Consider the following 13879-nt stretch of genomic DNA (forward strand, 5'->3'; position numbering starts at 1 on the left):
CGGATCAGGAGGACACCCGCCGGCGGCGGGCTGCCTGTCCGGACAGACGGGAACGTCTGTCCTCCTTTTCGTTTGTCTCCCGAGGGAGGCGCACTATCTTATGGGTGGCCGTTGTCGACGACCGCGGGCCTCAGCTCGAGAGGTGTGTCGTGCGGGTATTGTGGGGATCTTCCCGAAGGGTAGGGGAGATCGGGCTTGTTGTGCTCGTCCTGACTGTCGCCCTCGCAATTCGGACAGGAAGTGAACCGACAGCGGGACCGGAACGCTCCATTGTCAGGGACAACTCCCCGCTGGTCAATCCCCTCTTCCAGACCTCGCCCAATGCTCCGCCGCCCTCGCCGGGGTTGCAGGTCGGTAGAACGGCGATGGACTGGCAACATTACCTTTCGGCCGGGTATCAGGTTGGTCGAGCTCCGGGCGCGGACATCGTGCATTTGTGTTGGATGCAGATGGATCGGCCTCCAGGACTCGATGCCGATCGCTGGGTCGCTTACAACTCCTACAGTGTCAGTACAGGGGCGTTGAATCAGGGACCGTTCGGGATCAAGCTGGGGGATATCAACAACAGAGCGGGCTATCCGAACCTCGCAGTCGATGACAGCAATGGCGCCCATGTCGCTCTCCACCAACGCTCCGAGCCGGGTTCTCCCTACACGTCGTGGCGCCTCTACTTCCCCATGCCGGGCAGCGGACTTCACATCGATGATGAACTCGTGAGTACGCCCCTGTTCGGCGAGGTTCTCTGGCCACGCATCGAGGTTGAGCGGAATGCGGGCGGCTTCGGCGTTTGCCACATGCTCGCCCACAGCGCGAACTACGACCCGGCCGACCGGATTGTGTACTGGCGGTTCAATGGCGCCACATGGGATGGCCCCGTGGCGATAGACTCGAACGACCGACTCAGTTATGTGATCGCCGCCGATCCCAATTCGGACAAGGTCGCCATCGTCATCACCACCGACCGCGAGCCGCAGCTCAATGGCATGCGCAACATCGCCTGCTACGAATCACAGACGGAAGGAGTCGGGTGGATTTCTGGCGCTGAAGCTCAATGGCATGCGCAACATCACTGGGCGATCACAACAAGCAGTTCATTACGAGCTACTCCAACCTCACCGGGCCGGAGGCGTGGGGACATATATCGACGGCATATGACAACTCCAACGTGCTCCACATCATCTGGGATGAGCAACTGATCGCGGGGACTTCGCAAGATGTCGCGATCCGTCATTGGAACGACTCGCGCCGGACCATTCGGACCGTCGCTCAATCGGACTGGCCATCGCCGACCCGGTGGGTGGCACAGGACCTCCATCTCTCCAAGATGACGCTTGGGATCGGTGATGGCGCCACACCCTGTCAAAGTGGTACGGAGTCGAATTCCGGCTATCTCTATGTCGTCTACACGCAGTTTGGCGGACCGACGCCTGCCGAGCAGGCCGATTTCTCGGCGGCTGTCTACTACAACGGGGAGTTGCATCTTGCCGTGTCACGAGACGGCGGGAATTCGTGGTCTCGCACTCAAAACGTGACCAACACCAAAACCCCGGGGTGCAACCCCGGGTCCACCTTCCCGTATTCATGCCAGTGTCCCCGTCCGGATTCCGTGTGTCGTTCCGAGCACTGGGCGACCATTGGTAAGATCGTTCACGACATCGACATCTTCTTCATCAGCGACTTGGACGCGGGCGCTATCGCGTGGGGTGAGGGGACCTGGCAATGCAGCCCGGTCATGTACCTCCGCCTCCCCGGCGGGACCACCGATGCACCATACTTGTGCCCGCCCTTGGAACCCTTGCTGTCCACCGAGATGATACCGCCCGACACGAGCGGGTATCATGGCACGTGCCACCAGCAGGATTCCGCGGCGTTGATACTTGGCAACCACGGGAACTGGACCTTGGAGGGGAGCGTAACGGCCATCTACACAGACCCACAGACGCCGCCGACACAATGGCTGACTATCAATGGGCAGCAGACCACGACATTCTCGATCCCCGCCGGGAGTGAAGATGAGACGCTCCACGTGGCAATGTCCGCCTCCGGCCTGCCGCCTGGCACCTACCGCGCCATTGTCAGCGTCTGGCACAACGACACGACCCAGGTCAGCCCGGTCAACTATCCCTTTGAGTTCTGGGTCGGGGATTGCGTCTGCCACGGCGACCCGCTCTGCGACAGCGTGACCAACCTGCAGGACGTTGTGGCGGTCATCAACGAGGCCTTCCGCGGCGGCGCGCCGATAGTCGACTCGCTGTGTCCGCACGCGAGCCGCGGTGATGTCAATTGCGACTGCACTGCCAGTGTGGTTGACGTCGTTCTGATGGTGAACCACGCCTTCCGCGGGGATGTGACGCCATTCTGCCAGCCCTGTAACCGTCCCTGTCAATGAGATGAGGGCAAGGGGCTGAAGCCCCTTGTTTACCAAGTCCAGTTGGGTGAACATCGAATTCGGTTGTTTTCCTGCCGTTGAATGGTAATACTTAAGCCTCGGTCCGAGGCCGCAGTGCCAGGACCGACGACTCCCGCACCCGAGCGGCAGTCGAAAGGGCCTTCGGCCCCGGGGCGTAGCGCAGGCTGGTAGCGCACTTGGTTCGGGACCAAGGAGTCGTCCGTTCAAATCGGATCGCCCCGACCATCTGAAGTCAGACGGACCGGCACAGACCGGTTCGTTTTCATGTTGGCACCACCAAGCCGATTCCTGTTGCTCCCGACTGGATTGCCTGTTTGTTTGGACTTGTGCCGCCCCGCCCACCGATGATCGCTGTCTGCGGGGGTGCCACGGCCGATTCCCCAACCGCTGCGTTGGCCGAGGCGGTCGGCGCCGCGCTGGCACAGGCGGGCGCGGTCGTGGTTTGTGGCGGCTTGGGCGGAGTGATGGAGGCGGCCTGTCGCGGCGCCAAACGTGTGGGTGGAACGACGGTTGGCATTGTACCGGGCACGGATGCACACACAGCCAATGCCTATGTCGACATCCCCATCGCCAGCGGTATGGCGCAGGGACGCAATGCGATCATCGTCCACACCGCCGACGGCGTTATCGCGCTTCCGGGATCATATGGAACGCTTTCGGAGGTCGCCCTGGCACTGAACATGGGAAAGCCGGTGGTCGCGCTGGGCGGGTCACGTCCGGATGACGCGGTGCAGGTTGCAGATGACCCCCAGACAGCGGTGCAGATGATATTGGCCTTGTTGCCGGGGAGTGGCAGGAGGATGGGTTGATGGGACGGCTCAGCGCCCAGGTGCATGGCATGGTCCAAGGTGTCGGCTATCGCTATTTCGTGGCCCGACGCGCCCGCGAGAACAATCTGACCGGATGGGTCAAGAATCGATCGGACGGCACCGTAGAAATCGAAGCGGTTGGACCGCGCGACACACTGGAGGAATTCCTCAGCTACGTCCGTGTCGGCCCACCGGCGGCGCGTGTGGCCGATGTCGGCGTGCGCTGGTTCGACGATGAACCCCGGTACGAGGGATTCCAAGTACGATTCTGATCTACGAAGGAGCCCGCGTGAACTACGACCTTATCAAGAAGGCGATCCGTGATATCCCCGACTACCCGAAACCGGGGATCGTCTTCAAAGACATCACGACGCTGCTGAAGGACAAGGATGCCTTCCAGATGGCCCAGCAGGCGCTCTTGGACCGGTATCGCTCCCGGCCCATTGATCTGGTCGCCGCCATCGAGGCCCGGGGGTTCATCTTCGGGGGGGCAATCGCGCTCGCGCTGGGATGCGGATTCATCCCCTTACGTAAACCGGGGAAGCTGCCGGCGGACTCCCTGTCGGAATCGTATGCCTTGGAGTACGGTGAGGATCAGCTCCACATGCATGCGGATGCCGTCCTCAAAGGACAGCGGGTGTTGCTGATCGACGATCTGTTGGCCACGGGCGGGACGCTGGCGGCGGCGACCCGACTCGTCGAAAAGGCGCAGGGAACCGTTGCCGGCATCGGCGTGGTGGTCGAGTTATCCTTCCTGGACGGCCGTCACCGGTTGCGGGATTACGACGTCTTCGCGGTGGTCAGTTACGACTCGGAATAGCCGGCCAGAGCACAACCTCGCCCCCGTAGCTCAGCAACGGACAGAGCAGCGGTTTCCTAAACCGCGTGTCGGCGGTTCGACTCCGCCCGGGGGTATGTTCTCGTTTACCCTCTCCCTCCGGCAGTGTCCCGAACGAAGGGAGGGAGAGAGGTCGCTCCGATCCGCCTTGGCGAATCGGAGCGGGTGAGAGAGTTCCTGGCGATGCCGCCGCGATCCGATGGGAATAAAGGCACGCGCTGACGGTAATTGTCCGGTGACAGCCGGGTCGGCGCGGCTGACAGAAAACCGAATCGAGGGTTGACAATCGGCTTGTGCGCGAATAAGTTTTGAGTCTTGCGCAGGGGCGGAAGGGTCCCAGCCGAGGGCAATTCAAAAGGAAAAACACTGGCGGGAGTGCTTCGGGAACTGACGGAGGATTGGGAAACGATGAGATGGCGATTGGTACTGGCGGTGTGTGTGCTCTCCGCCGCGACTGTCCTCAGTGGGTCCGATCCGGCCGGGGCACAGGGCCTGATCGCAAGCTCGTATCAGAACTGGAACTTCCTGGGCGGTGGTGCCCGATCCCGCGGCATGGGCGGCGCCTACTTGGGCATTTCGGATGATGCCCACGCCGGGAGTTGGAACCCGGCCGGCCTGGTCTACAACGAGGGCGTGCTCACGGCGTTCGATTTCGAACTCTCGCATGACGGCGTCGGTCTGGACAACGCCCCGCTCGGGCAGACAACGCGCAATCTGTCGACGAGCCGCGGATTCTCCAATCTGTCCTCGGCCTCGTTCGTCTCGCCGTTCACCGTCGTCGGCCACGAGGTCATCCTGACCGCATTCTACAACCGCGTCCAGGATATATACGCGCGCGGCAATTTCCGGGCGGACATCGACCCCATTCTCGGTTCGCCGTTTGACGTCAGCTACCGGCAGAGCGGCAACGTGGCCGTGGCTGGCGCCTCGTTTGGGACCGTGATGTACAAGCAGCTCACGGTCGGCGGCACGCTGAATCTGGTCACGGGGAACGGCATCAGCGCGCACAATCTCGATCTGGACTCGACGCGCGACACGTCCGCCTTCTTCCAGCATGTGAGTTGGCGGGATCGCTCCGACCTCGATTACAATGGACTGTTCTTCACGCTGGGTGCGCTCTACCGCGCTCCGCGCTGGTCCGTGGGGGCGGTCTTCTCGCCGAACTGGACTCTCGAGGAAAGAGTCGATTTCCAGACACAGCGGATTGGCACTCACAACCAGATTCCGTATCCTTCACCGCCCATTCTCGCCCCGTTGAAGGGGACCGTCAACGAGATCGACATTCCCTACACGATCGGCCTGGGCGGGTCGTACAAGGTCAGCGAACGTCTGCTGTTGGCCGCCGACTACCAACTCCGGGCCTTCGGCCGGAATTCCTTCAAGTCCGCCGACAGCACGTCGGGATACCGCGTTCAGTTGGAACCGGCCGAGCCGGGGACGCCGCTCGAAGCGCAGCCGGTCAAGTGGTTCAACCTGCATCAGATCCGCCTCGGCATGGAATATCGGTACCAGACACGCTATGGCCTGGTGCCGTTGCGCCTCGGCCTACGCAATGAGCCGATGCTCCTCGGCGACAACACCAACGCCTATGTGCTGCTTGACCAGCGTCTCGACCAACGGACGACGGCGGAGTTCCCGTATTACCGGCCGCTGTCCGACCCGACCACGACCGGATCACAAGTGCGCGGCTGGACCCTGGCCATCGGCTCGGGCATCCAGTGGTCTCAGGTCCGGCTCGACTTGGCCCTCGAGTGGACCGGTTTCACCTACCATGAGACCGGTTCGCTGGCCATGATCCAAGGGTGCTCGGATTGCGATCCGAACATCGACCCGACCGTCGAGGTCAGCGACAAGTGGGGCCGGCGCAAGCTGTACAACTGGGGTGAATTCACCCGCACGTACGAGAGTGACCGGATTCGTTTGTCGATCAATTTCACCGGGACCTTCTGATCGATCGTGACGGCGATCTTCCGCCCGGGTGGTCGCGAGTCCATCCGGGCTTTTCATTCAAGCCAGGGACAAACCAAGACGATGCCTTATCCGGGACTTGCGATTGTGGGGTGGGGACGTTATTCTTATGGTTTGGCCGGGAACCTGTGGATTAAGATGGTCAAAACAGGAAAGGTCCAACGATGCCGACGGCACGAGCGCAGCGGCGCCTCTCGAAACATGATCTGAAGACCGACAGTTTTACGACCTCGATCTTCGCCGCGCGCGAATGGGTCGAGGCGAATCTCCGAACGGCGTTGATCGTTGCCGCCGGGGTCATCGCGATGGCCGCGATTGTCTGGGGCGTTGTCGCTTGGCGCAGCGCCCAGACCCGCGAGGCGATGGCTCTCTTCGGAGAAGCCGGTGTGGAAATGCGCTCCGGCAACCCCGCCGTGGCGATCGCCCAGTTGCAGAAGGTCCTCGATGAGCATTCCGGCGCCAAGGTGGCGGGACCGGCATGTTTCCAGTTGGCCGAACTGCAGTTTCGCCAACGGAACTTCGATGACGCCCGCGTGCTGTTCCAGCGCTATCTGGACGATTACGGCGACGATCCCATGTTGAAAGCCGCGGCTTGGGCCGGTCTGGGGGCGGTCGATGAGCAGGCCAACTCGCCGGAGGAGGCCAGCGCCAAGTTCCAGAAGGCCTATGAGGTTGACCCCAAGGGATTCCGCGCTCCCGAGTACCTTCACATGGCGATCCGCGCCGCCATCACCGCCAATGACTCCACCAAGGCGCTTGATACATTCACGACGCTGCGGAGAGAGTTCCCCCGGGAATCTCAGACCCTCAATCAGGTCCGGCAGGCATTGATCGAACACGGTTACCTGGATCCCGGCGCGCGCCTGTAGGACATCCGTCACAAGGATTTGGTGAATATAGGGGCGGGTGACGGACCCGCCCCTTTGCTATGCGCCCTCGGTCCATCCCCCACCCCAACCCTCCCCGCCCGCGGGGAGGGAGCTCATCCTCCCTCCGTGGACGGGGGGAGTCAGAGTCCAAATCACGCGGGACACCATCACCCCCATTCCCCCCCTCCGTGGACGGGGGGAGTCAGAGTCCAAATCACGCGGGACACCATCACCACCATTCCTCCCCCCGTGGACGGGGGGAGTCAGAGGGAGGGATAACCTCACTTGCAATCCGCCATTGCCCGGAATCCACCACCCCCATATCATTCCCCGCACACAGGGGGCGTTGACCATGGACGAACAGAAGCCCGATCCAATTGCTGCTCAAGCACCCGATGCAGCGCCGTCGGCGGTCGTGCCGGAACCGGATTCATTCACCGAGCTTGAAGCCCGCTACGAAAAGCAGGAGGAGGTCGACATCGGGCGCGGGCCTGCGATTCTCGCCTATGTTCCCTTCGGTTGCTTCCTGGCGCTGGTGCGCTATCGCGACAACAAGTTCGCCGTGCGTCACGGGAAGCAGGGTCTGCTTTTGACCTTTCTCGAATTGCTCGCCGGTCTGTTCCTGATCCCCCGTCTCTCCGAGTATTTCTGGGTGACGGTCGTCTTTGCCTGCCTCGCCTCGATCGTCACCGGGATCTACAACGCCGTGCAGGGGCGGGAGTGGACGATCCCGGTGGTCGGCGAGTGGTTTGAAAAGCAGGTCAAGTTGTAGGGCGGCTTGTGGGCAGCCGACTCGGTCGAGCCATTCGGCAAACAAGGGGCTTCAGCCCCTTGAGCATGGAGATGCAGTCCAACGCAGTATTCGCACGGAGGTGATTCATGTCACATTCGCGCAATCTGCTGGGAATCATGTCGGTCGGCATTGCGGTCATCCTCTGGATGCGGCCGGCGGCCGCCCAAGTGACGCGCCACGGCAGCGTCGAATTCGCCATCCTCCCCTCACTGAATCTGGCATCGTTTGATGAGGACAACGTCACGGCCCTGACGTTTCCCACCGTCACACCGGGCATACGAATGACTTTCTGGAGCCAATCGCGAATGACAGTCGACTTCGGACTCTCCTTCCTGCATTACAGTGAGGAGGAATGGGACGACGTGAGCGTGCTCTGCCTCGAAGGTGGGCCGGGCGTCGACCTGGGCGGAAAGGGCGCTGCGTGGAGACCATTCGTCAACGGCATCGTCGGCATGCTCTCGATTTCGTCGGGTGACTCCGAGACCGAGATGTATGTGGGCGGACAGGTCGGCCTTCGTCATTTCGTGAAGGACTACGCGGCCACCCGGCTGCAGATCGGGTATCGACGGACGCTGGGAGACTTCTTCGAGCTGAGCAATATCGAGATCGCCGGCGGGGTGAGTTTCTTCTTGTAGTGATGTGCCCCACCCGAAGGGTGGGAAAGATCGTAGGGCGGCCTTGGGCCGCCGGGGATATGGCGATCGGATCACGCAGCCACAAGCGCGGACGAATAGAAGGTGCGGGTCAGCCCTTGGGCTGACCTCGGACCCGAAGGGTCCGTCAGAACATCGCCGCTCTGCGGCGAACGTCAGCCCAAGGGCTGACCGGCACAACAGGAGCTTGGGCAGCGAGAGCCAACGCATGCGTGGGACACAAGAATGCAGTCGTGGACCTTCCTTTTTGTTCTCTTTGTTTTCGGGGTCGGCTCGTTCGTAGCAGAGAAATTGTACCCCCCAGCACAGGGGCTGTCGACATTGGTGGTTCTTATTGTGACGGCTTGGATCTTTCTCCTGCAGCGTGAGGAATTGCGCCAAACCCGATTAGATGTAAGACAGGAGCGTCAGTGGAGGCTCCGACCGGATGTAAGAGTGATTGTGGAGAGGCACGGTGTGGCAGTCGACACCAGGGTCGTGCTCGAATCGCGTGGCACAACGGACGTGAATGTGGCAGTGGAAGCGATTTCCACTGTCAGAATTGACGGAGTGCTCAGGGTATTTCGGGCGAAGTCCCCCCTTGACGGACTCACGACCATCCCACTCAGACCGGGAGATTCCTTCCCAGTACGCGTCGAGAGATTGCTATCCCTCCTCTACACGGCCGAAGCGAACGATGGAGCGATGGTGCAGGAGTTCTTGAGCAATGTCCATCGAAAACCAAACCACATTCACCTTGAGATAAGAATGCGCGCGACACCCATCGGGCAAGGTGGTCAGTCAATCGATCGGACACAGTACTGGAAGCGAGATCTTCAGGTGAGTAACGATGATTGGAGACAAGAACTCGAGCCAGCGGATCGGTTCTTTGCCACACGCTGACGCCACGAACAGGCGTAGATACGCACCAACAGCCCCGCTTCTCGCCCTTGTAGTCGCTGGTGCGCTTCTGACATCCTCCTGCGTCACCACCGGCCCCGGTGGGGAGAAGTCGTTCATCCTGATTTCCGATGCCGAGGAGGCCCAGATCGGTCATGATGTCGATTCCACCGTCCGGGCGGAGAACACGCTGCTCCCCGACACGGCGTGGCAAAACTATCTCACTCGCGTGGGGGAGAGGATTGTCAAGGTTTGCGACCGTCCCAACCTGGAATGGGAATTCCATGTGATCGAATCCGACCAGATCAATGCCTTCGCCATTCCCGGCGGGCATGTCTACTTCTATACCGGCATTCTACGGATGATGGACGACGAAGCTGAGCTGGCGGCGGTGATGGCGCATGAGGTCTCCCATGTCGTCGGGCGTCACTCAGTCAAGAGTCTGCAGGCGGCACTGGGCGGCGTGCTTGCGTTGCAGATCGCTCTCGGCGACAGATCCGAGGGTGCCGCTGGAAAACTCGCCGGGATGGCATTGGGCATCGCGCTGACCGGGTATGGACGTGGCCACGAGCTCGAGGCCGACCGCTACGGCGTTTACTACATGCAAAAGGCGGGATACAATCCCTCCGGCGCCCGCAGCATGTTCACCAAACTGGCCGAGTTGGGCGGTGGCCAGTCGCACGGGTTCTTCGAGAAGCTGGCATCGACCCACCCGGAGACGCAGGAACGCATTGCGAAGATCGACGCCCAGATTGCCGCCATGCCGCGCTCCGTTGACACTCTGCCCACCTACAAAGAGCGCTACCAAACGCTGAAGAAGCGTCTCCCACCTCCGGCCCCGGATTCCACGAAGACCCGGTAGGCGGGTGACCCGGTGCTTGCGCGCCTCTGGCGCGGGTCGCCCGTGGGCGCACGCCGTGCGCCCCGACGCCCATCAATGGATCCCATTCTGACACAATAGCATACTGCGCGTATCTCATCGGTTGCATCAGGCGCTATGGTGTACAGGGACGCGTGTGCCACGCACAAGCCCTTGGGGCTGCAACCCCAAGAGCTTGTGAGTGCCACCCAGTCGACGGCGACAGGCAATCCCGGGAATAATGCGGACCCTGAGCGGTAGTGCATGTGGGAGAGGCGCGATGAGTAGATACCGGACATTCGTATTCGCAGCCCCCTTCGCCGCATTGCTGATCTCCGCCATCTGGTGTACAGGCGCCATCCTCACCGGCTGCCACTCCAACGCCAACGGCGGCAATTCATTGGGCGACTCGTTTTTCCCGCTCGCCAAAGGGAATCGCTGGGTCTTTGCCTGGTTCGAGCACGGGCGGGAAATGGGACACGACACGGTCACGATCGACATGGCGGCCGTGGTCGACGGCGTCAAGTACTACCGCGCGCAGGCGCACTGGCCGGGATTCGCGGGCGGACTGTGGATCAGGCGCGACGCGGCCGGTAATCTCGGCTGGGTGGAGCATCCGGGGCAACGACAGACCGTGTTCCTGTACCCCTCGGCCAAAGTCGGTGAGCGCTGGGCCACGGGGTTCGCCGCTGACCCATGCGCCGACACTTTCGCGATGTCGGATGATTATGCCATCATCGCGACGCCCTACGGGTTGTTTGACGGCACGCGACAGATCAGCGCGGTGAACCAGTGCGCCGATAACGGCTGGGGCATCTCGCTGGCTCGTGGTATCGGCCCGGTGAGTTGGGAGGCGATCACGATTGCCGGACCACGCCACTGGCTCTTGATCGCGGCCGACATCCATGATGACCCGCTCAATCCCAGGGCGACCGCTCGTGTAGTGGACGGGGATTGATCGGCCGGCTCGCCACACCTTAACAGAGGACTCACGGTTGGTTGACTGATGTGATCCGGAGTGGTGTTGGTGCCGGGCCTCATCCCCGGCGCAGTGAGGCAATGCCACTTCTGCGGTCCGGCCCCTTTCGGCGCCCTCCCGGAAGGGGCCACACCCCATCCGAAGTGCCCCTTCACCGATTCGATGCAGCAGCGGGGGCCTCACCCGCGGTCGCTGACTCAGACTGACATCGCGCTCTTCGTGACCAACGATGCCGGAACGTTCGCTCGTCATCGGCGGGACCCATGATCGTCCGGACAGGGATTGCTCCACGACCGGACACCCCTGGGACGAGCGCTCCTGACAACCAGCCGCCGGTGAAAGACCTTTGACGCCGTCCGGCGCGGGCGTATATTTCGACCATGCCGGGGCTGTAGTTCAGTTGGGAGAACGCTTGACTGGCAGTCAAGAGGTCACGGGTTCGACTCCCGTCAGCTCCACCAAGATCGGGCCAGAGGGCCCCGTTCGCCGAGCGGGGCCTTCGGTCTACGTGAACAACATGCTGGTGTTGACCTTCCATCGCGTCGAGGCGCCGACCGGGCTGGAAATCACCCGCGTTGGCCCCAGGCGATTCGCCCGGCTTGTGACGATACTGCGGGACACGGGCCTCCAAGTGGCGGCGGTCGGCTCGGACCCGCTCGCCGATGGCGCAGACGTTGTGCTCACATTCGATGACGGCTTCGCGTCGGCGGCGGAGAATGCGCTTCCCGTCATCCGGGAACAGGGCTGGACTGCGATTGTCTTTTTGATTGCTGGTGCCATCGGGAAGGACGATGATTGGGATGTGCGCATTCTGGGGCGCAAACGGTCGATGATGACGTGGGCACAGGCGAGGGAGTGGTCACAGGCCGGGATCGAGTTCGGCTCGCATACGGTGACACACGCCGACTTGACCGCGCTGTCGTCGCGCGCGCTCGAACGCGAGCTGGCGGAATCGCGACAGCGAATCTCCGATGAGCTCGGAGCGCCGGTCCGTTACTTGGCATACCCCTTCGGGCGTCACCATGAACGCGTGCGCGCCGCCGCCCGGGAAGCCGGGTACGCTGCCGCCTTTGCGAGTGACGCCACCCTCGACACCGGGGACGATCGCTTCGCGATCTCGCGCGTGACCGTGCATGGCCTCATGACCCTCTTTCAGTACCGCCGGCTGTTGGCTCAGGCAGTGGACGCATCGTCACGGTCATGGTTCGGCCGCGCCCGTACCCGGTTATTCACGTCACTCTCAGCCGGAAGCGCGATCGCAACCGACCTCCGCCGCATCGCGACCCAGACGGTCGCGGGAACACGATAATCCCGTATCGGAGTCCGCAATTGTGACCATTCCGACACTTGTACGCATCAACGAGCTGACGCATCACGTCGGCCAGACCGTGACCGTCCGCGGCTGGCTCTTCCAGAAGCGCTCCAGCGGCAAGATCAAATTCGCCGTGCTGCGCGACGGGAGCGGGTACTTGCAGGGGGTGTTGGCGCAGGGTGAATGCACCGAACAGGCACTCGCCGATTTCGAACAACTGACCCAGGAATCCTCGTTCACGATGACGGGGACGATTCGCGTCGACAAACGTGCCCCCGGCGGATTCGAGATGACCGTGGCCGACCTGGCGATCATCCAGATTGCCGGGGAATACCCCATCCAACCCAAGGAGCATACGCCCGGCTTCCTCATGGAGCACCGTCACCTCTGGCTGCGCTCCTCGCGCCAGCATGCGATCATGCGCGTGCGCAATGAGATCATCATGGCGATCCGGCGGTTTTTCTATGACCGCGGTTTCATTCTGATCGACACGCCGATTCTGACCGGCGCCATCGGCGAGACGGCGACGACGCTGTTCGAGACCGAGTACTTCGATCTCGGCAAGGCGTATCTGGCGCAAACGGGACAATTGTATGTCGAGGCGGCGGCGATGGCGCACGGAAAGGTCTTTTGCTTCGGGCCAACCTTTCGCGCCGAGAAATCCAAGACGCGCAAACACCTCAACGAGTTCTGGATGCTCGAACCGGAGGTCGCCTTCGCCGATTCCGAAGACAACATGCAACTGCAAGAGGACCTGATCTGTTACATCGTCGAGTGGGTCTTGCGGACCTCTCGCGCTGAGTTGGAGACTCTCAAACGCGATTTCGGCAAGCTGGAGGCGATCCGTGCCCCGTTCCCGCGCCTGACATATGATGACGCGATCGCGCGATTGCAGAAGGCGGGGATGCCGATCCAATGGGGATCGGATTTCGGCGCACCGGACGAAGAGAAACTCATGGAGGAATTCGACCGGCCGTTGTTTGTCTTCAACTGGCCGACCGTGTGCAAGGCGTTCTATATGAAACGCAATCCCGAGCGCCCGGAGACGGTTCTCTGCGACGACCTTCTGGCGCCGGAAGGGTACGGCGAGATCATCGGCGGCTCACAACGCGAGGACGACCATGATCTGCTGGTGGAGAGGATCCGCGCGCAGGGTCTGCCGGAGGCGGCCTACGCCTGGTATCTCGATCTGCGGCGCTATGGATCGGTGCCGCATTCCGGTTTTGGCCTGGGGTTGGAGCGCACGGTCGGATGGATATGCGGCCTGGACCATGTGCGCGAGACGATCCCGTTTGCGCGCACGTTGGGGCGGTTGTATCCGTGAGGCATAGGCCAGCAGATGTGTAGGGGCACGGCCTGCCGTGCCAGAATCTGTCGCGAATTGTAGCAACTGTGTTCTTTTTTCACGCGGTTCAGGCGTGATTGGGCTGCCAATGTACTCCGTCTCGGACCATCGCATTCAGGATGACCAGCAGTTTGCGAATGCAGGCGACCTGGGTGACTTTGAAGG

At 61.9% G+C, this 13879-nt stretch carries 12 protein-coding genes and 3 tRNA genes; all 15 read left to right on the forward strand.

Annotated elements, in window-relative coordinates:
- Nucleotides 1–1051 precede the first annotated feature (1051 nt).
- The 15 genes from AB1792_11255 (at nucleotide 1052) to asnS (ending at nucleotide 13693) form a co-directional block, all read left to right on the forward strand.
- Entirely contained in the window at nucleotides 1052–2389 is a 1338-nt protein-coding gene (locus tag AB1792_11255) for a hypothetical protein (GenBank protein ID MEW5702791.1), read from the forward strand.
- A 169-nt stretch (nucleotides 2390–2558) separates the two neighbouring features.
- A tRNA-Pro gene (locus tag AB1792_11260) sits at nucleotides 2559–2635 on the forward strand.
- Nucleotides 2636–2754: 119 nt separating this feature from the next.
- A complete protein-coding gene (locus tag AB1792_11265; GenBank protein MEW5702792.1) occupies nucleotides 2755–3219 on the forward strand; it encodes a TIGR00725 family protein in 465 nt (154 codons plus the stop codon).
- The gene (locus AB1792_11270) at nucleotides 3219–3491 is read left to right on the forward strand and encodes an acylphosphatase (protein MEW5702793.1); all 273 of its coding nucleotides are present in this window, start codon (nucleotides 3219–3221) and stop codon (nucleotides 3489–3491) included. The genes AB1792_11265 and AB1792_11270 overlap by 1 nt, the downstream gene beginning before the upstream one ends.
- A 17-nt stretch (nucleotides 3492–3508) precedes the next feature.
- Nucleotides 3509–4039, forward strand: a complete 531-nt coding sequence (locus AB1792_11275; protein MEW5702794.1) for an adenine phosphoribosyltransferase — start codon at nucleotides 3509–3511, stop codon at nucleotides 4037–4039.
- A 19-nt stretch (nucleotides 4040–4058) separates the two neighbouring features.
- Nucleotides 4059–4134 (forward strand) — tRNA-Arg (locus tag AB1792_11280).
- Nucleotides 4135–4465: 331 nt separating this feature from the next.
- Nucleotides 4466–6007 carry a hypothetical protein gene (locus tag AB1792_11285; GenBank protein ID MEW5702795.1) on the forward strand — a complete coding sequence of 514 codons (1542 nt, stop codon included), beginning with the start codon at nucleotides 4466–4468 and terminating at the stop codon, nucleotides 6005–6007.
- 182 nt (nucleotides 6008–6189) lie between these two features.
- Nucleotides 6190–6894, forward strand: a complete 705-nt coding sequence (locus tag AB1792_11290; protein MEW5702796.1) for a tetratricopeptide repeat protein — start codon at nucleotides 6190–6192, stop codon at nucleotides 6892–6894.
- Between the two features lie 352 nt (nucleotides 6895–7246).
- On the forward strand, nucleotides 7247–7666 hold the full coding sequence (locus tag AB1792_11295) for a hypothetical protein (GenBank protein MEW5702797.1): 420 nt from the start codon (nucleotides 7247–7249) through the stop codon (nucleotides 7664–7666).
- A gap of 107 nt (nucleotides 7667–7773) precedes the next feature.
- Complete coding sequence (locus tag AB1792_11300) at nucleotides 7774–8322, forward strand: hypothetical protein (GenBank protein MEW5702798.1); 549 nt, start codon at nucleotides 7774–7776, stop codon at nucleotides 8320–8322.
- Between the two features lie 847 nt (nucleotides 8323–9169).
- Nucleotides 9170–10081, forward strand: coding sequence for a M48 family metallopeptidase (locus tag AB1792_11305; GenBank protein ID MEW5702799.1), 912 nt, complete (start codon nucleotides 9170–9172; stop codon nucleotides 10079–10081).
- A 277-nt stretch (nucleotides 10082–10358) separates the two neighbouring features.
- Nucleotides 10359–11036, forward strand: coding sequence for a hypothetical protein (locus AB1792_11310; protein MEW5702800.1), 678 nt, complete (start codon nucleotides 10359–10361; stop codon nucleotides 11034–11036).
- Between the two features lie 406 nt (nucleotides 11037–11442).
- A tRNA-Ala gene (locus tag AB1792_11315) sits at nucleotides 11443–11518 on the forward strand.
- A gap of 56 nt (nucleotides 11519–11574) precedes the next feature.
- Complete coding sequence (locus tag AB1792_11320; protein MEW5702801.1) at nucleotides 11575–12366, forward strand: polysaccharide deacetylase family protein; 792 nt, start codon at nucleotides 11575–11577, stop codon at nucleotides 12364–12366.
- 22 nt (nucleotides 12367–12388) lie between these two features.
- Nucleotides 12389–13693, forward strand: coding sequence for an asparagine--tRNA ligase (gene asnS / locus AB1792_11325; protein ID MEW5702802.1), 1305 nt, complete (start codon nucleotides 12389–12391; stop codon nucleotides 13691–13693).
- Nucleotides 13694–13879 lie beyond the last annotated feature (186 nt).

This window comes from Candidatus Zixiibacteriota bacterium, assembly GCA_040752595.1.
Classification (GTDB): domain Bacteria; phylum Zixibacteria; class MSB-5A5; order WJJR01; family WJJR01; genus JACQFV01.